Source organism: Chitinophagaceae bacterium C216 (assembly GCA_028485475.2).
In the GTDB taxonomy this organism is placed as follows: Bacteria; Bacteroidota; Bacteroidia; order Chitinophagales; family Chitinophagaceae; genus Niabella; species Niabella composti.
Genome location: CP144143.1, coordinates 3,006,829 through 3,023,979, shown reverse-complemented (window position 1 = coordinate 3,023,979; position 17,151 = coordinate 3,006,829). Strand labels below are relative to the sequence as shown.

Sequence of the window (17,151 nt, the reverse complement as noted above, 5' to 3'; positions counted from 1 at the left end):
ATCAAAAAATGTTGGGAATACTTTTTTTTTAAGACTTATACTTTTGTGCCTGATTACTTATTTTTATTTATTAGACAAATGTGCGATGTTCCCCAAGAGGGGGGTGTAAAATCAAAATAGCTTACACCATTGTTAAAAATTTTTCAAAATCGAGTTTATGTTACAACAACCAATCAGAAAAACTTTCGATCTCGGCGATGGCCGCGAAATCACAATAGAAACGGGTCGTCTTGCGCGTCAGGCAGATGGTTCGGTTACGGTGCGTATGGGGAAATGTATTCTGCTGGCGACCGTAGTGGCCAATAAGGAACCAAGAGAAGGGCAAGACTTTTTCCCACTAACAGTAGATTATCAGGAAAAATTTGCTTCTGCCGGCCGCATTCCGGGTTCATTCTTCAAGCGCGAGGGTAAGCTAAGTGATTATGAGGTATTGATTTCAAGACTTATTGACCGTGCTTTAAGACCCCTCTTCCCTGAAGATTATTTTTGTGAAGTGCAGGTGCTGGTAACGCTTATTAGTAGTGATCCAGAAGTATTACCAGATGCATTGGCCTGTCTGGCTGCTTCAGCTGCGCTAGCAGTGTCAGATGTACCTATCAAAGAAGTGATCAGTGAAGTACGTGTAGCCCGTATCGACGGAGCGTTTAAGATCAATCCTACGCGTTCCGAAATGGAAAACGCTGATATGGACTTTATCGTAGCTGCTACCGAAAAAAATCTGCTAATGGTAGAAGGTGAATCGGAAGAATGCTCCGAAGCCGACCTCATCGAAGCGCTAGGTATAGCACACGAAGCGATCAAAGTTCAAATTAAGGCTCAGGAAGAACTGAGAGCTCTTAAAGGTGTTAGCGGCAAAAGAGAATATACTAAACCGGTTAATAACGAAGCGATTCGCGAAAAGGTATATGCCTACGGAACCGATAAGGTAAAAGAAATAGCCAAAGGCCGCTTATCCAAGCAAGATAGAACCGAAAGATTTAAGCTGCTGGAGGAAGAAATTGCGGCAAAACTCGAAGCGGAAGCTACCGAAGAAAATCCCTTTACCGATGTAGAGCGTAAACTGATACATAAATACTTCCACGATTTGCAGTATGATGTGGTAAGGGATATGATTTTGGACGACCGTATTCGTTTGGACGGTCGCGCGTTAGATGAAATTCGTCCGCTGGATATGGAGGTAGATGTACTGCCTTCGCCCCACGGATCAGCATTATTCACCCGTGGTGAAACTCAGTCGCTTACTACAGTAACCCTCGGAACTGGATTGGACGAACTGCTTATCGAAACTGCCGCTTCTTCTAAATATTCGAAATTCATTCTGCACTATAATTTCCCTCCGTTCTCTACCGGTGAAGTAAAAATGATGCGTGGTCCCGGCCGTAGAGAAATCGGTCACGGTAATCTGGCTATGCGTTCGTTAAAACAAATGATGCCCTCCGAGGCTGAGTTTGGGTATACCGTGCGTGTAGTAAGTGATATCCTTGAGTCAAACGGTTCTTCTTCAATGGCTACAGTATGTGCAGGTTCGTTGGCGTTGATGGACGCCGGGGTGCCACTTCCTAAGCACGTAGCGGGTATTGCTATGGGATTAATTACCAAAGGTGATAAATATGCGATTCTCAGTGATATCCTAGGCGATGAAGACCATCTCGGAGATATGGACTTTAAAGTAACAGGTACTCGCGATGGTATTTGTGGAGTACAGATGGATATTAAAGTAGATGGTCTTTCCATGGATGTAATGCGTGAGGCACTGGAACAGGCAAGACGTGGCCGACTCCATATTCTGGAGCATATGTACAAAGCTATTCCGGAAGCTAGACCGGATGTGAAACCGCACGCACCACGTGTTGTGAAGATGTTTATCGATAAAGAATTCATTGGAGCGGTGATTGGCCCAGGCGGTAAAGTGATTCAGGAAATTCAGCGCGAAACCGGAACTACGATTAACGTAGAAGAAGTAAACAATATGGGCGAGATCAGCATTTTTGGTGTTGACAAAGATGCTGTAATCAAAGCGGAAGACTGGATTAAAGGTATCGTTGCGGTACCTGTAGTGGGCGATGTATACAATGCTACCGTAGTTTCTGTAGTGCCCTTTGGAGTGTTTGTGGAGTTTCTGCCAGGTAAACAAGGTTTGGTGCACATCAGTGAAATTAGCTGGAAACGCCTTGAGTCATTAGATGGTATCGTAAAAGAAGGCGACGCCATGAAAGTGAAACTTATTGGTACAGATCCTAAATCAGGTAAATTCAAGCTTTCCAGAAAAGCGCTGATTCCCCGACCTGAAAGAAAACCGCCTCATAATAACGGCAACAACAAAGACCATAATTAATTATGTGTGATATAAGCCTCCCCACAGGGAGGCTTTTTTATTTCCTTTTCATCACAGCTAATAATTTAGAGTGCCAGTTGCTTTACGTAATAGTGTGCGGGAAAGTCGGTGACAATTTCTTGGTCTTTTTTAAATAATCCGTATACTGTACTCCCACTGCCACTCATTAAAGCAAAATCAGCCCCTGCAGCATATAATCTATTCTTTATTACTTCAATTTCGGGATGCTCCTTTATGATGGCCTCTTCAAAATCATTAATAATAGTGTCGCGCCATTTTTCAACAGGAAGTGTAATGACTTCTTTCAAATTTACAGGGGCAGGTGTTGGGCGAATGAGGCTAAATGCATATGGTGTGGAGATATGAATACCTGGATTGACAATGATAAGTTGATAGGCTGATAGGTCAAGAGTAAGCGGCTCTAACTGCTCGCCACGACCGGAGGCAAAGCAAGGACTGTTTTTGATAAAAAAAGGACAATCGCTGCCCAATGCAGCAGCATAAGCGATCAACTGCCCTTCGCTGAGGTTTAATTCGAATTTTCGGTTTAAAGCTATCAATGCATGAGCTCCATTTGCACTTCCTGCTCCGAGTCCTGCACCTGCAGGAATATTTTTCAGTAGATGAAAATGCACTTCGGGGAGGTTAGGGAAGTCCTGCTTTAAAAGTCGGTAGGCTTTGTATACAATGTTATCTTCTGTACTGCACGGAATAAGTTGCCCTAAAACAGTAATGCGGGTATGGGAAGCATCGTGAAGCTCCAGTACATCATAAAGTGGCAGCGGCAGAAATACGGTTTCCAAATTATGATACCCGTCTGCTCTTTTTTCAGTGATGTATAAACCGATATTTATTTTACAATTAGAGAAAACAACCAAGGTAATGTAGGGATATGAATTTTAGATAATAAAAGCCAGCTTTTATTTTTTCTTTTTCCGGTTGTTCAGCTCATCGCGAATGGCTATGGCTTTGATATAATCTTCGTTTTCCAGCACTTCTTCTAGCAGCCTGTTCAGCTCTTCTACGCTCATTCTTTTAAGGTCTTCGGTATCATCGTCCCCTCCAGCATCGGTGGTAGTAGGTTCTTGATCTGCTGTAGGAGTGATTTTGCCTTTATCATCCATCACAATACCGGCGGCATTCAATATATGTTCATATGTGTAAATAGGACAACCGAATCTTACAGCCAGTGCTATGGCATCGGATGTACGACTATCTATTTCGATGGTTTCGTTTTCAGAAGAACAGATGAGTTTGCTGAAGAAAATACCTTCCTGTAAGTCGGAAATAATAATTTCATGCAAATCAATAGAGAATGCCAGCATGAAATTTTTCATCAAATCGTGCGTAAGGGGACGGCTGGGAGTCATTTTTTCTAAGGCAACGGCAATAGCCTGAGCTTCAAAAGCACCTATCACTATAGGCAATCTTCGCAATCCGTTTACCTCTCCCAACACTACTGCGTACGAATGTGTTTGAGTAATACTATGGGAAAGTGCAAAAACTTCAAGTTCTATTTTTTTCATAAACCGAAGCACGAAACTAAGCATTTTTGCTTTAAAATGCTAATGTGCGGCTCCTAAAGCTTTATTCAATATCTGTTAAAAACTTATGTCTACTTGGATTTCCTGATGGCTTCGGTTAATTTGGGAACTACTTCAAATAAATCTCCGACGATACCATAATCGGCCGCTTTGAAGAAAGGAGCTTCGGGATCCTTATTGATGACTACGATAACCTTACTGCGGTTTACGCCTGCCAAGTGTTGAATCGCACCTGAAATACCCACAGCGATATACAGATTAGGAGCAATGGCGCCACCAGTTTGTCCTACGTGTTCGTGATGTGGACGCCAGTGAGCATCAGCGACGGGACGGCTGCAGGCTAATGCCGCATTCAATTCTTTCGCTAAGTCTTCCAGAATTCCCCAGTTCTCGGGGCCTTTCATCCCACGACCGCCACTTACTACAATCTCAGCCTCAGAAAGTGATATTTCATCGGTTTGTTTATTGATATTGATGACTTTTACTTTGGGTGCATCTACTGTGGCATCGAAGGTCACAACTTCGGCCGAGCCCTCGGCGATTTCGGTTTTATAAGAATTGGGATTAAGGGAAATGATTTTTATAGGCGTGGTTACGCTTACTGCTGCAAAAGCTTTACCGGAGAAGACACTTTTCTTCACTACAAATCCGTTTGCAGTGTCGGGCAAGTCTACGGCACCCGCTACCAATCCCGCTTTCAGTCTTGCAGAGAGCCGGGGTGCGATTGCTTTTCCGTTGTTATTATGAGAAAATACGATAACGGAAGCCTGCACCTGTTCTACAATTTGTGCCAGCACTTTAGTATATGCCTGGGCATCGAACTGTTGTAATGCTTCATGGTTTACCTGATAAATTTTCTGTATGCCGTATTTACCAAGCGCCGCCATATCAGCATTGGTAGGGGCGAGTACGGCACCTACTGCAGCAACGTTCAATTGTTGAGCTACATGTGCACCGTAAGTGAGTGCTTCTAGAGATGACTTTTTTACACTGCCGTCTTCGGCTATATCGATAAATATAAGTACTGACATAAGAAAGATTTTAAGGGTGACAGGTTAGATTACTTTGGCCTCCTCTTTTAAAAGTCTTACCAGCTCTTCTACATTGTCGGCAGGAACCAATTTAACGCCTGACTTGGGAGGCGGTACACTGAATGAGGTTACCGAGGTTAACGCCTCTACGGCAATGGGTTCTACAACCTTTAGCGGTTTGGTACGAGCCGCCATAATACCTCTCATGTTGGGAATGCGTTGCTCGGCCATACCTTTATTACAGCTTACTACCAAGGGTAGGTTTACCTCGCACACTTCTTCACCACCTTCAATTTCTCTGGTTACGGTAGCGGTGGTGCCGTTCAGTTCAAATTTTGTAGCCAGAGAGATATAGGGCAAATCTAATAGTTCGGCAATCATGCCACCTACAGAGCTGCCATTATAATCGATGGTTTCTTTTCCGGTAAAAATGAGATCGTAATTACCTTCTTTAGCCACCTGGGCTATTTGCGAAGCAATTACGTAGCTGTCCCCGCTTTCAGTATTTACGCGAATAGCCTCATCCCCACCCAGCGCCAATGCTTTACGTATGATGGCATCTGTATCAGCAGCTCCTACAGCAATTAGATGAATGGTAACGGAAGGATCCGCTTCTTTCAATTCTATCGCACGCACCAAAGCGTAGTATTCGTCGTTGGGATTGATGATCCACTGTACACCGTTAGTATCAAATTTCGTGTTATTATCGGTGAAAGCTATTTTTGCTGTGGTATCCGGTGTTTTACTGATGCATACTAGGATTTTCATATAGATCGTTTTAAAAAGTTGCTTATGCAACTAATAAAACGAAGTTAATGAAATATATTAAAAAAAGGTCCGACCGAAGATTGATTTGGGTAAAGTTTTGTGAGGAGGAAGACCTATCAAAAAAGTTGTAGAACATGTCGAAAATCGAGCAAATTAAAGCCATGCTGAAGGAGAACCCCGCCGATAGTTTTTTGCAACATGCATTGGCTTTGGAATACATCAAGGCAGGTGAGGAGGAGTTAGCAAAAAAAACTTTTGTAACCTTGTTAGAGGCCAACCCTGATTATGTAGGCAGTTATTATCATCTTGCCAAGCTATACGAAAGACAAGGGGCTGAGCAGGATGCTATACGAGTCTATGAACAAGGTATGGCTGTTGCACAGCGATTAGGAGAGCAACATGCATACTCAGAGCTAAGAAGTGCTTACGAAGATTTGACTTATTAATAAAATAAAAGAACATGCAGGGGCTGCCCGAACGATTTTTACAATACATATACAAAGAAAATCTTTTCAATAAAAAGAATAAACTATTGCTTGCAGTGAGTGGCGGCGTAGACTCGGTGGTGCTATGTAAGCTATGTCATATATGTGGTTTTAATTTTGGAATAGCCCACTGCAATTTTCAGCTAAGAGGAGAAGAGAGCGATAGAGATGAGGCTTTTGTAAAAGAACTGGCAGAACGGTTGCAACGTCCTTTTTACAGTGTGCGATTTGATACTAAAGCATTCGCCGCCGAACATAAATACGCAACACAAGAAGCTGCTAGGATACTACGTTACGATTGGTTTGAAAAGGTGAGAGCAGAAAATGATTATGATTTTATAGTAACTGCTCATCATGCAGATGATAATATCGAAACTGTGCTTATGAATTTCTTTCGGGGTACGGGTATCAGAGGTGTGAGCGGTATGAAGCCGAGAAATGGAAAAATTCTCCGTCCATTATTATTTGCTAAAAGAAAAGATCTTGAAGATTTTCAGCAAGCTGAGGGATTATCATTTGTACAAGATAACAGTAACCTGAGTAATGATTATACCCGAAATTTTTTCAGAAATACCATATTGCCGCTTATAGCTCAAAAGTATCCTGAGGTGCAGGATAATCTTTTAGATAACATTGAGCGTTTCAAAGAGGCTGAAATTCTTTATCAGCATGCAATAGCGCAGTATCGAAAAAAGCTGCTGCAACAAAACGGCGAGGATATATACATCCCCGTCCTTTTATTGCAGAAAACTCCGGCAGTACAAACAATTCTACTCGAACTATTGAGGCCTTATGATTTTAAGCCTGCCCAACTTCCCGATATTCTTGGGTTGCTATACAGCGAATCGGGCAAATACGTATTATCTTCCACACATCGCATTTTAAGGGATAGAAAACATCTGATTTTGTCCCGTCTGCAGGAAGTGTCCAGTTCTCCTGTAGTAATAGAACAGCCTGGCAATTATGTTTTTGCAAACGGTACACTCTCTGTTAAGCATACAGATGCTACAGCTATTCCTACAGATCCTAAAGTAGCTTGTATTGACGCCTCTGCCATTCAATTCCCACTCTTGTTGCGACCTTGGAGAACGGGAGATTATTTCTATCCATTGGGTATGCCCAAAAAGAAAAAGTTGTCGCGTTTTTTTATCGATAATAAACTTTCTATGGCCGATAAAGAGAAAGTATGGGTAGTGGAAATGAATAAGAAAATTATATGGGTGGTAGGCTATAGGATTGACGATCGCTTTAAGATAAAAAAACAAACTACTTCCGTATTAAGATTAGAATGGAAGTAGTTTGTTTGAAAATGTTTTATTTTATTTCACTGCTTATTTGCTGAATTTATACACGCTAACGGTTTTATAAACTTCACCAGGTCTTAATGTGGTGCTGGGATAAGATGGGACATTCGGTGAATTGGGGAAGTGCTGAGGTTCCAAACAGAATGCAGTTCTATATTCATCTTTAGTACCTCTCTTCATAGGCTTAGTACCTTTCATGAAGTTGCCACCATAGAATTGTATGCCAGGTTCGGTGCTAAAAATTTCCATGGTTATGCCGGAAAGGTCGCCGGTTACTTTAGCAGCTTGACGCAGGGTGTTTGCTTCACCTTTTACTACAAAGTTGTGGTCATAACCCAAGCCGTATTTTAACTGCTCGTTGTCTTCATCCACGCGAGCACCAATAGCTGTAGGAGTGGTAAAATCAAACGGAGTTCCTTTTACCGGAGCTAATTCACCTAAAGGAATCAATGTAGAATCTACAGGAGTGTATTCATCGGCATTGATTTGCAGCAGGTGGTTATTAATGGTACCACCGCCGTTTAGATTAAAGTAAGTATGGTTGGTAAGATTGCAAACAGTAGGTTTGTCGGTTGTAGCTTCGTATTCGATTTTCATTTCACCGTTAGAGGTGAGTGTATAAACTACTTTGGCTTGCAGATTGCCCGGGAATCCCATTTCTCCGTCCTTCGACAGATAGGAGAGCTCTAAAGTGCTGTCGTTTGGTTGTACAGCATCCCATACTTGATTGTGGAATCCTTTGGGACCACCGTGGAGATTGTTGCGACCATTATTTTTCGGAAGTTTATAGGTTACTCCATCCAGTGTAAATTCTCCGTTGGCAATACGGTTGCCGTAACGGCCGATGGTAGCGCCAAAGTAGTCATTGGTTTTTACCATATCATTGAAATTTTCAGGACCAATTACCACGTCCACCATTTTACCGTCTTTGTCCGGTACCATCAGATTTATGAGACGTCCGCCAAAATTGGTAACGGCCGCTTCAATACCTGAGTTGCGTAAGTAGTAGATGCTCACTTGTTTGCCATCGAGAGTATCTTTAAAAGCTTCATCGGATGCAAGCTGATAGGAGGTTTCCTCTTCACCGGCTGTATCTTTTTCGTTATTGTTCGCAGATTTACAGGAAATAAATAAAACAGAGGGTGCAAGAGCAAATAGTAAAAAAAATTTTTTCATATTGGCGCTGATTTTAGAATTTTAAAGTAGCTCAATTTAGCATTGCAATATATTTAATTAATTATAACCGAGCAAATGACGGAAAAACAATTGCAAGAAGTAGGCAGGACATATGAGATTTTTATGACAGATGACGGTAGCCATTCCGTTAGGGTGGGTAATACTGATGTAACTTTTCATTCCACAAAAGGTGCACTGCGAGAATCCCGCCATGTTTTTTTGGATAATGGATTCCTTTATTGGCTCCAGCAGCAGCCTAGTAGCAAAAAGCTAACGGTTTTTGAAGTGGGCTTTGGTACCGGTCTAAATGCTTTGCTTACCGCTATTGCAGCTACTCAAAACCGAATAGATGTACATTACCACGCGGTAGATTTATATCCCTTGCCTGTGGAAATCTACTCCCGACTGAATTATCCGGAATTGCTTGGAGAGCCTGAGTTGTATAAAATAATTATGCAGACGGGTTGGGAGCAGTTGTTGTATGTGTCTCCGTTTTTTAGATTACATAAAAGTAAAAGCAACTTGTTGGATTATACTTTCAAAGTAAAAGTTGATGTCGTTTATTTCGATGCTTTTGCTCCCGAAGATCAGCCTGAGATGTGGGTACAGCATGTATATACCAAAATATATGAAGCATTAAACCCTGGAGGTGTATTGGTGACTTATTGTTCGAAAGGCGTTGTGCGCAGAGCACTGCACCAGGCTGGGTTTACAGTTGTTAAGCTTCCTGGTCCACCCGGTAAGAGAGAAGTTATTAGAGCGATTAAAGAATAGTAGGGCTCTAAATGTGTAATAGTATTTAATTAGGAAGAGGAATTGCCACTAAGCCGTTTCACCAGTTTTTTTATAATCCAAAGAATGAATAACAAAAACAATACGGCCATAATCACCGGAATAATAAATGCCAGAATACTGCCTCCCACTGCGGCCGTATTTTCAGTTGTAGCTACCACTGCATTTCCTGTTCCAAGAGTGGTTTTACTGCTGAATAAACGCATCAATCCTGTGCCTGCAGCAATAAGCCCGGCACTACCTCCTCCTGCTATGATGCCCATGATCCACCTCATCCATTCACTATTTATAGGGAAGACGGAGGCTGCCAGTATAGTGCCAGCAATAGCGGCAAGAGGAGTGGCGATGGTATCCAGTATATTGTCAATAAAGGGGATATAATACCCTGCTATTTCAAATAGGGTTGCTACGCCTAGAGCAATAAGTGCCGGAGTTGTTGCTAACCATGCAAAGCTTTCTGAAAATTGAAAGAGATTGAATTTTGCGGCGAGCCCTGCTATTAACATGGGAACAAACACTCTGAAACCGCAACAAGCCGCTAAAGCGATTCCTAATGCAGCGGCTGTAATAGTTTGGATATCGAATTGCATGGCTCATAGATTATTTGATGATGGATAAAGCTACAAATAACGTAGCATCTTTTTTTCGGGATGGGTGTGTTTATAACGACTGTATTGGGTGCAAATCGGGTATAGAACTACTACTACAAGCACCCATATTATATATACGCCCCAGAGCGGTAGGCCGTTAGGTGCATCAGGCCTTCCGAAATTGAGACGAAAATTAAAATCTGCGATGCCAAATCCCTGCGCAAAGAGAATGGCAAAAAGCAACAGGTGAATCACGTACCAGTGTATGATATAATAGAATAGTGGTACTGTGCCATACACACGAAGTATATTAGAAAATTTATTCTGATTTTTTTCAAATATATAAAGCAGCACAAACATTAGTCCCAACATACAACATAAAAACTGCAAGGAGGGAGGATACTTACTTACATTCACAAAAGACATAATTGTGCCTGCTAGCTCTTCCTGCGTACTCCACAGCTGAGGGTCTCCGAATTTATTAATAAAGCGTAATGCAATAAATATCATCAATAAGATGATACCTGTTTTTAGAAAAAACGAAGAGCGAATGTTGGCTGCTTGCTTGAAATATGGAGCGGCACCATATCCCAATAGTATTATTAATGCCCACGAGAGCGGAGGGTAGCTAATGATTAAAAGACGATCTGGACTAAAGGGGAAAACCTGAACACTAATAAACGCCTGCGCCCACACAGGTAGCTGCATAGTTTGTTGAGGCAATACTGCCAACGTATTTAATAACAGCATGCCGATTATGGCTATTATTAATATAGTTTTCGGACGTAGGGTAAAGCAAAGGCTAAGTATTAAGAAGCCAAACCCTATAGCTGCTATTACCTGCCACATTAATGTGCGAAACTGTATATCGAACCAAATACCAAAACCTACTATAGTAAATTCCAAAATAAGCAGCCAGATACCTCTACTGAATAAAAAACGTCGCGTTGCAGTAGCGTTTTGAGATTTCTGGTAAGAAAGCCACGCCGATACACCGGAAAGAAACACAAAAGTTGGCGCACATAGATGTGTAACCCAGCGTGTGAAAAACAGTCCAGCACTTACTCCGGGAATAGTGGTGGGGTCACCTTTCAATGCTTCTGTGTGGATTAAATCTCTTGTGTGGTCGAGGGCCATGATTACCATGACAAGTCCGCGTACAATGTCGATAGAGGGAATACGGTGAGGGTGGTGCATAACAAAGGTTTTAATAAAATTAGTTTTAGTAAAACTAAAATTACGGTGAAAACCTGTTCTCATAAAAAAATAGTTGCAACTTTACGGGATATAGCGTTTTCAATTCGTATTATTGTCCAGTTTTTATAAGCGTATGACTGAAGAAAGACTTACAAGGCTCAAAAGCGTGATTGCAAAAAGACAACCCAATCTAGCGGTAGTATTGGAGAACGTATTTGATCCTCATAATATTTCTGCAGTAATGCGTACCTGCGACGCGGTGGGTGTGCAAGATGTTTTTGTGTTGAATACTAAAATCCCCCGACACAAGCGATGGGGCTCTAAAAGTAGTTCGAGCGCTGCAAAATGGCTTACTGTGCACCAGTATACCGATGCCGACGAATGTTTTAAAGAGTTAAGGCGGCGCTATGAGAAAATATATACCACGCATCTGGCACAAGATTCCGTGAATTTATACGATATGAATCTTACCCAAAGTGTAGCTTTGGTTTTTGGTAATGAGCATTCGGGAGTGAGTGAAGAAATTCTAGCTTATGCTGATGGCAATTTTATTATTCCTCAGGTGGGTATTATCAAGTCCTTAAATATTAGTGTAGCATGTGCAGTAAGTCTTTATGAGGCTTACCGACAGAAAAAACTAGCCGGGCACTATGAAGGTCATGAAAATGACTGCGAATATAAACTGCAACTACAAAAGCAGTGGGGGATCGAAGAAGAATCTTAATCTTTTAACTCCGGAGCAAGTTCATTGTCTCTTGTATGTGAAATCGTATAAATGATAGCATTGAGCTCAAAACCGATTAACAGAATGACAGAGTTTAAAAAGATTAATACCAATACTACGATAATAGTTCCGATGGAGCCATACAATTTGTTATAAGTACCAAACTGACTTACATACCAGGAGAAGATAAGTGAACAAATAACTACCAAGCAAGTGGCTAGCACCGAACCTGGTGTAATAATATTCCACTTCTCGTGCACGGAGGGTACATGCCTGTAGATATACGAGATGATAATAAATACTAGTAGAAAAATAAGCACCCATCTTATTTTTCCCAGTGCTGCAGCCAATAGTTCATTTTTAATACCAAGCCATTCTAATACCGACTGTTGCGCTATCAACAAGGCTAGGCACATAATAAACAGAAAAAAGAGCATGGCTGTAATACGGATGGCTACTAGTCTTTTTTTGATTCCCTTTCTCTTGGTAAAGCCCGGATAATTTTTATCAAATGACCTCATAACGCCGATTATGGCATTGGAGGAAAAAAATAGGGAAAGCGCAATACTCAGAATTAATAACCCACTGCGTTGATCGTTAATGATATTGTAAATGAATTCGAGGACCGGTTCATAATTGTTTTTGTCCGGTATCACATCTTTTATGAATGCGTATAATTGGCCTTCTAGGTCCAGCTGCACAATAAAGTTCTGCTTGGCAATAATCGGAATTAATGTACACAGAAATAGGATCATCGATGGTAGAGCCATTGCACAATTGAAGGAAATGGCCGAAGCCCTTTCTAGCAGATCATCCCATACTACCTGTTCTCTGAATTTCTTAATCGTATTGAATAAAGAAACATTTTTGAACCCCGGTAGATTCTCGCGATGACTGTGCTCCACCAGCTTTTGCCATAAACGTGAGTTCTGTATTTTATTTATTATTCTTTGCTTCACTTATTTTCTGAAGTGGTTGATGGTTTGCCAAAACGCTCGTTCAGTGCCTGCTGATATGCTTTTGCGTAATTCATATGATCGTTATAGTTTGTTGCAAAAACATGGGTGCCGTCAAAGGCAGGACTCGCTACAAAATAAATATAATCAGTTTTCGGTGCATTTAAAACTGAATCTATAGTAGATTCCTGCGGGGTGCATATAGGACCCGGCGGCAGACCTTTATTTTTATAAGTGTTGTAGGGAGAGTCTGCTGTGAGATGTTTTAATAATACCCGTTTTATGCCAAAGTTTTTTAAGGCAAACTTTACAGTAGGGTCTGCCTGCAGCTTCATCCCTTTTGCCAGACGATTGAGATAGACACTTGCAATTAGTCCCTTTTCTTTTTCTGCATTGGTTTCCTCATCAACGATGGATGCCAAGGTAATGACTTCTGTTATCGACAAGCCTTTTTCCTGTGCTTTTTGCTTGCGGGTATCGTTCCAGAATATCTTATAAGCGTTATAAAACTTCTCAAAAACTGCACGGGGTGTGGTATTCCACCTATTTTCGTAGGTGAGCGGTAATACAGCCGCCATTACTGTATTACTATCTAGATTATAGTCTTTGAGCGAATCATTGCTACTTAAGAACTGAATCGCAGCAAGCGAATCAAATTCGAACTGTTTGCCCATCCGAGCTGCCAGTTGTTCTTTGGTGCGAATTTTAGTTACTACAAAGTTTACGGGCTGCTGGCGGCCATTGCGTAGCATCCGTAATAAGTTTACCACACTCATCCCTTCGCTAATTTTATATTTACCAGGCTTTACTTTTTCGAAGGGAAGTAGTTTTTTGGCAAGGTTAAACCATAGTATACTTTTCAACACGCCTTCGTCTACAAGCTGGCGCTCTAGTTCGGGCATGGTAGTACCAGTTTTGACATAAAGAAAGCCATCTTCAGGCGAGTTGGTCGCCGGCCCAAAGAATATGAAAGCTGTAAATGCTACAAGTATTGCAATCGTAATAAAGAATATCTTCAGTAGCTTTTTCAAGGTAATATGTGGATAAGGGTTAACTAATGAATTTTCCGCAGTGAATATAAAGCAAAAGTAAGGTAATGAGCTCCGCAGTGGGTGATAAAGACAAAAAACCTGCGTAAATTTTACGCAGGTTAAATAATTATGTGAAGTTGTAATCTGCTTTACTATTATTTGCCCGAATCTGCAGCCGGTGCTGTTTGAGCTGGAAGAGTAGTTGCCGGTGCAGATTGAGTTGGTGCAGGGGCTGATTGCTGCACAGGGGCACCTCCTATATCCTGCAATCTGCCTTTAGAGCCGCTCGAAGGAGCTATAAAGAAAGTAGACAAAAGACTTAAAAGTGCAATAACAGCCGCAAAAATCCAAGTACCTCTTTCCAGAATATCGTTTGTCTGTTTTACACCCATAAATTGACTGCTTACACCAGCGAAATTACCAGCGAGACCACCTCCTTTTGGGTTCTGAATCAATATAATAAAGCCAAGTATTACTGCGGCAAGTATAATCAGTATAACAAATAAAACTGTCATATTAAATTCTTTAAATAGTCAATTTTGGCTGCAAAATAAGCGTTTTTGTGGGGATTTTGCAAACTTAATTTCTTATATATCTCAATAGCTTTCTCTTTATTGCCCTGTTTTATCCATACTTCCGCCATGGCTTCCGTAACGGCATTTTCCCCGCTTACCGATTGCGCTGCCATTTTTTCAATCTTTTTTTCTTCTAAAGCGGTGATATTAGTCTGATAGGAGCTACCGGGCAGGCGCTTCATTTGCTTGATCCAATCGGTAAAGCTTTTGAGCTGTGTGCTGAAGCGATCCTTTATAGGGTTCTGTTCATCGTTCAGCTTAATGCCTTCTGCTGCAAAATAGTCGATGGTATGGTAAGGTGTAAAGGCGAGCTGTGCGGTAGCAGGGTCGAGGGGCTCAATTTTTAATTTTGGAATTGAAATCTCACCTTCATCTTCCTGTACCATCTCTGATATTGCGGGGGCATCTTCTTCGGTGTATATAGCTGCAGTCGGTGTAGCCGCTGCAAGTTCTTGAGCTATCTCTTTATCGTATGTTTTGTTTGAAGATGTCTGTGCCTTGTTTGTTTCGGCATTCAGAATATAATGGATAAACAAAGGGTTTTTATAATACAAAAGTGTTTTTTGAAGCTGCTCATTGAGCGCATCACTATTTTGTTCTTTCAGTTTTTGTGTATACAATAGTTGTAATGCGGAAGAATAAGGATATTTTTCCGACAGATCCTGCAATTCCTCTACACTGCAAGCATCCAATTTTTTGGACAACACGGCATCTGCCAGTACATTGATCAGTTGATTCATATTGCGAAATTACCAGTTTGAGAATATACGGTTAAATATGGCGTCAGGAATATCCCGCAACATTTGGGACTCTAGTGCCTGCTCGGCTTGCTGCAGGCTCATGCTGCCAGAATAATCAAAAGGAGTGGAGACGTCATATTTACCGATAATCTTTTGGGTATGGTTATCTTTCACCTCAATATGCACCCCTACGTTAAGTCTGTTGGTATTTACCTGCTGATTGGAAATACCCGATGTTGAAAACGAATAACTCGTAATGGTGCAGTCGATAATCCAATCTGCATTATCTCCATTGGTTTGGCCAATGCGTGTTTGGCTGACGATTTTCTGACGTAATTTATCCGTCAGTGCAGGTGCTAAACGTGGGTTGACATAAGATGCTTTGTTTTGTATCTGGTTGATTTTTACCAGTCGCACACTGTCGGGAATGCTCACATCCTTAAATCTATAAATGCCACAACCACTTTGCGTAAAACCGATGCAAAAGGTTGCAAAAATTAAAGCAACTACCAATAATCTTTTATAATTCTTCAATATCATATTCCTTGAGTTTTCTGTAAAGTGTCCGTTCACTGATACCTAGATCCAAGGCCGCATCTTTTCTTTTGCTATTATGTTTCTTTAAAGCTTTAATGATGAGTTCTTTTTCTTTATCCATGATATTCAGGTTTTCTTCTACCTCCTCATGTTCCTGGATATTATGGTCCACGCCTATGGTAATGGGCGCATGCTGCTGTCCATGACTATCTGGCATGTGGGCATGCATTTCGAGTTGCAGTGCTGCCGGAAACTGATGATAAGGATCGTGACTACTTTTCAAATCCTGCAAGCTTTGCATTAGAGCAGAGCTTTGGGATGCAAGCGCCGGATTTTGTAGTACTTCAATAAACATTTTTTTAAGCTCGGTTACATCTTTTTTTAGGTCAAAGAAAAGCTTATATAATATTTCTCTTTCGTTTTGGAACTCTTGCTGAGTATTGCCGGGCATCACCATCGGCAATCTGTTGGATGAGTAAGGTTGTAGATAGCGACTCAGTTCTTTAGCGCTTATAATCTTGTCTTTTGCAAGTACAGAAACTTGCTCGGCAATATTTTTCAGTTCGCGAATATTACCGGGCCAAGGATAGTTGAGTAGCAACTCTTTAGCGTCATCTGTCAGCTGTACTGCAGGTGTTTTGTATTTATCAGCAAAATCGGCCGCAAACTTTCTAAAGAGTAATACGATATCTTCCTTACGACTGGAAAGTGGTGGGACACGAATGGGTACAGTACTCAATCGATAGTAAAGGTCTTCCCTAAACTTATTCTGCTGTACCAGTTGCAACAAGTCTTTATTTGTAGCGGCTACTACACGTACGTTGGTTTTTTGTACTTTACTAGAACCCACCCGAATGTATTCTCCGGCTTCCAGTACGCGCAGCAATCTAGCTTGTGTACCCAAAGGCATTTCACCTATCTCGTCTAAAAAGATGGTACCGCCATTTACAGTTTCAAAATATCCTTTTCGAGCATCAACAGCCCCTGTAAAGGAACCTTTTTCATGACCAAATAGTTCCGAATCGATTGTTCCCTCCGGTATAGCACCACAGTTTACGGCAATAAAGGGATTGTGTTTGCGGGGAGATAGGGAATGAATGATGGAAGAAAACGCTTCCTTTCCTACACCGCTTTCGCCGATAATTAGTACCGTAAGATCGGTACTTGCAACCTGAACGGCCACTTCCAGAGCGTAGTTCAACTCCGGCGAATTACCAATAATGCCAAACCGATTTTTGATGCTTTGTAAATCCATTGGTACAATGCCTTTTTGTAGTGAAAAATTTTAACACCTACTTACTGTTCATATTTGCCATCATGGTTACATGATGTAAGGTTCGTATGCATCCTGTAGATATCCTCAAGG

The 17,151-nt window shown here is 41.4% G+C and carries 18 protein-coding genes; 5 read left to right on the top strand and 13 right to left on the bottom strand.

The annotated features are described in order from the left end of the window. The first annotated feature begins 157 nt into the window (after positions 1-157). Positions 158-2,335 (top strand): polyribonucleotide nucleotidyltransferase, encoded by a 2,178-nt coding sequence (gene pnp / locus PIECOFPK_RS13040; protein WP_409966088.1) that lies wholly within the window; start codon positions 158-160, stop codon positions 2,333-2,335. Positions 2,336-2,400: 65 nt separating this feature from the next. On the opposite strand, the gene ispE is transcribed toward pnp, so the two are convergent. The 4 genes from ispE to PIECOFPK_RS13020 all read right to left on the bottom strand — a co-directional run bounded on the left by ispE (position 2,401) and on the right by PIECOFPK_RS13020 (position 5,678). Beyond that, complete coding sequence (gene ispE, locus PIECOFPK_RS13035) at positions 2,401-3,213, bottom strand: 4-(cytidine 5'-diphospho)-2-C-methyl-D-erythritol kinase (RefSeq protein ID WP_330973837.1); 813 nt, start codon at positions 3,211-3,213, stop codon at positions 2,401-2,403. Positions 3,214-3,255: 42 nt separating this feature from the next. Next, positions 3,256-3,861, bottom strand: coding sequence for a bifunctional nuclease family protein (locus tag PIECOFPK_RS13030; RefSeq protein WP_330973838.1), 606 nt, complete (start codon positions 3,859-3,861; stop codon positions 3,256-3,258). A gap of 89 nt (positions 3,862-3,950) precedes the next feature. Further along, positions 3,951-4,910 carry an electron transfer flavoprotein subunit alpha/FixB family protein gene (locus PIECOFPK_RS13025; RefSeq protein WP_330973839.1) on the bottom strand — a complete coding sequence of 320 codons (960 nt, stop codon included), beginning with the start codon at positions 4,908-4,910 and terminating at the stop codon, positions 3,951-3,953. A gap of 24 nt (positions 4,911-4,934) precedes the next feature. Beyond that, positions 4,935-5,678, bottom strand: a complete 744-nt coding sequence (locus PIECOFPK_RS13020) for an electron transfer flavoprotein subunit beta/FixA family protein (protein WP_330973840.1) — start codon at positions 5,676-5,678, stop codon at positions 4,935-4,937. A gap of 134 nt (positions 5,679-5,812) precedes the next feature. Here PIECOFPK_RS13020 and PIECOFPK_RS13015 point away from each other — a divergent pair, with 134 nt between their 5' ends. Both PIECOFPK_RS13015 and tilS read left to right on the top strand, forming a co-directional pair. Further along, a complete protein-coding gene (locus tag PIECOFPK_RS13015) occupies positions 5,813-6,124 on the top strand; it encodes a tetratricopeptide repeat protein (protein WP_330973841.1) in 312 nt (103 codons plus the stop codon). A gap of 14 nt (positions 6,125-6,138) precedes the next feature. After that, positions 6,139-7,461 carry a tRNA lysidine(34) synthetase TilS gene (gene tilS, locus PIECOFPK_RS13010; RefSeq protein ID WP_330973842.1) on the top strand — a complete coding sequence of 441 codons (1,323 nt, stop codon included), beginning with the start codon at positions 6,139-6,141 and terminating at the stop codon, positions 7,459-7,461. A 33-nt stretch (positions 7,462-7,494) separates the two neighbouring features. Here tilS and PIECOFPK_RS13005 read toward each other — a convergent pair whose 3' ends face one another. Then, on the bottom strand, positions 7,495-8,643 hold the full coding sequence (locus PIECOFPK_RS13005) for an aldose epimerase family protein (protein ID WP_330973843.1): 1,149 nt from the start codon (positions 8,641-8,643) through the stop codon (positions 7,495-7,497). A 75-nt stretch (positions 8,644-8,718) separates the two neighbouring features. Between PIECOFPK_RS13005 and mnmD the strand changes: the two genes are divergently transcribed. Next, positions 8,719-9,417 carry a tRNA (5-methylaminomethyl-2-thiouridine)(34)-methyltransferase MnmD gene (gene mnmD, locus PIECOFPK_RS13000; protein ID WP_409966087.1) on the top strand — a complete coding sequence of 233 codons (699 nt, stop codon included), beginning with the start codon at positions 8,719-8,721 and terminating at the stop codon, positions 9,415-9,417. A gap of 29 nt (positions 9,418-9,446) precedes the next feature. Here the strand turns inward: mnmD and PIECOFPK_RS12995 are convergent, their stop codons facing one another. Together PIECOFPK_RS12995 and PIECOFPK_RS12990 are read right to left on the bottom strand one after the other, a co-directional pair. Continuing rightward, positions 9,447-10,025, bottom strand: coding sequence for a DUF4126 domain-containing protein (locus tag PIECOFPK_RS12995; RefSeq protein WP_330973845.1), 579 nt, complete (start codon positions 10,023-10,025; stop codon positions 9,447-9,449). 30 nt (positions 10,026-10,055) lie between these two features. Next, entirely contained in the window at positions 10,056-11,222 is a 1,167-nt protein-coding gene (locus PIECOFPK_RS12990) for a DUF1624 domain-containing protein (protein ID WP_409966086.1), read from the bottom strand. A gap of 133 nt (positions 11,223-11,355) precedes the next feature. Here PIECOFPK_RS12990 and PIECOFPK_RS12985 point away from each other — a divergent pair, with 133 nt between their 5' ends. Next, the gene (locus tag PIECOFPK_RS12985) at positions 11,356-11,946 is read left to right on the top strand and encodes a TrmH family RNA methyltransferase (protein WP_330973848.1); all 591 of its coding nucleotides are present in this window, start codon (positions 11,356-11,358) and stop codon (positions 11,944-11,946) included. On the opposite strand, the gene PIECOFPK_RS12980 is transcribed toward PIECOFPK_RS12985, so the two are convergent. The 6 genes from PIECOFPK_RS12980 to PIECOFPK_RS12955 form a co-directional block, all read right to left on the bottom strand. After that, positions 11,943-12,905, bottom strand: a complete 963-nt coding sequence (locus PIECOFPK_RS12980; protein ID WP_330973849.1) for a YihY/virulence factor BrkB family protein — start codon at positions 12,903-12,905, stop codon at positions 11,943-11,945. The two genes, PIECOFPK_RS12985 and PIECOFPK_RS12980, sit on opposite strands and share 4 nt — an antisense overlap. Beyond that, the gene (gene mltG / locus PIECOFPK_RS12975) at positions 12,902-13,933 is read right to left on the bottom strand and encodes an endolytic transglycosylase MltG (protein WP_330973850.1); all 1,032 of its coding nucleotides are present in this window, start codon (positions 13,931-13,933) and stop codon (positions 12,902-12,904) included. The genes PIECOFPK_RS12980 and mltG overlap by 4 nt, the downstream gene beginning before the upstream one ends. A 155-nt stretch (positions 13,934-14,088) precedes the next feature. Beyond that, positions 14,089-14,448, bottom strand: a complete 360-nt coding sequence (gene secG, locus PIECOFPK_RS12970; protein ID WP_330973851.1) for a preprotein translocase subunit SecG — start codon at positions 14,446-14,448, stop codon at positions 14,089-14,091. Then, entirely contained in the window at positions 14,445-15,248 is an 804-nt protein-coding gene (locus tag PIECOFPK_RS12965; protein WP_330973852.1) for a hypothetical protein, read from the bottom strand. Before PIECOFPK_RS12965 ends, secG begins: the two co-directional genes overlap by 4 nt. Positions 15,249-15,257: 9 nt before the next feature. Next, positions 15,258-15,788, bottom strand: a complete 531-nt coding sequence (locus tag PIECOFPK_RS12960; protein WP_330973853.1) for an LptE family protein — start codon at positions 15,786-15,788, stop codon at positions 15,258-15,260. Continuing rightward, on the bottom strand, positions 15,769-17,040 hold the full coding sequence (locus PIECOFPK_RS12955) for a sigma-54 interaction domain-containing protein (RefSeq protein ID WP_330973854.1): 1,272 nt from the start codon (positions 17,038-17,040) through the stop codon (positions 15,769-15,771). Before PIECOFPK_RS12955 ends, PIECOFPK_RS12960 begins: the two co-directional genes overlap by 20 nt. Between the last annotated feature and the right edge of the window lie 111 nt (positions 17,041-17,151).

Excerpts from the sequence above, each read along its gene's own strand:
- pnp (WP_409966088.1), top strand. The coding sequence starts at position 158 with ATGTTACAACAACCAATCAGAAAAACTTTCGATCTCGGCGATGGCCGC.
- PIECOFPK_RS13030 (WP_330973838.1), bottom strand. The coding sequence starts at position 3,861 with ATGAAAAAAATAGAACTTGAAGTTTTTGCACTTTCCCATAGTATTACT.
- PIECOFPK_RS13025 (WP_330973839.1), bottom strand. The coding sequence starts at position 4,910 with ATGTCAGTACTTATATTTATCGATATAGCCGAAGACGGCAGTGTAAAA.
- PIECOFPK_RS13020 (WP_330973840.1), bottom strand. The coding sequence starts at position 5,678 with ATGAAAATCCTAGTATGCATCAGTAAAACACCGGATACCACAGCAAAA.
- PIECOFPK_RS13015 (WP_330973841.1), top strand. The coding sequence starts at position 5,813 with ATGTCGAAAATCGAGCAAATTAAAGCCATGCTGAAGGAGAACCCCGCC.
- tilS (WP_330973842.1), top strand. The coding sequence starts at position 6,139 with ATGCAGGGGCTGCCCGAACGATTTTTACAATACATATACAAAGAAAAT.
- PIECOFPK_RS13005 (WP_330973843.1), bottom strand. The coding sequence starts at position 8,643 with ATGAAAAAATTTTTTTTACTATTTGCTCTTGCACCCTCTGTTTTATTT.
- mnmD (WP_409966087.1), top strand. The coding sequence starts at position 8,719 with ATGACGGAAAAACAATTGCAAGAAGTAGGCAGGACATATGAGATTTTT.
- PIECOFPK_RS12995 (WP_330973845.1), bottom strand. The coding sequence starts at position 10,025 with ATGCAATTCGATATCCAAACTATTACAGCCGCTGCATTAGGAATCGCT.
- PIECOFPK_RS12990 (WP_409966086.1), bottom strand. The coding sequence starts at position 11,222 with ATGCACCACCCTCACCGTATTCCCTCTATCGACATTGTACGCGGACTT.
- PIECOFPK_RS12985 (WP_330973848.1), top strand. The coding sequence starts at position 11,356 with ATGACTGAAGAAAGACTTACAAGGCTCAAAAGCGTGATTGCAAAAAGA.
- secG (WP_330973851.1), bottom strand. The coding sequence starts at position 14,448 with ATGACAGTTTTATTTGTTATACTGATTATACTTGCCGCAGTAATACTT.
- PIECOFPK_RS12965 (WP_330973852.1), bottom strand. The coding sequence starts at position 15,248 with ATGAATCAACTGATCAATGTACTGGCAGATGCCGTGTTGTCCAAAAAA.
- PIECOFPK_RS12960 (WP_330973853.1), bottom strand. The coding sequence starts at position 15,788 with ATGATATTGAAGAATTATAAAAGATTATTGGTAGTTGCTTTAATTTTT.
- PIECOFPK_RS12955 (WP_330973854.1), bottom strand. The coding sequence starts at position 17,040 with ATGGATTTACAAAGCATCAAAAATCGGTTTGGCATTATTGGTAATTCG.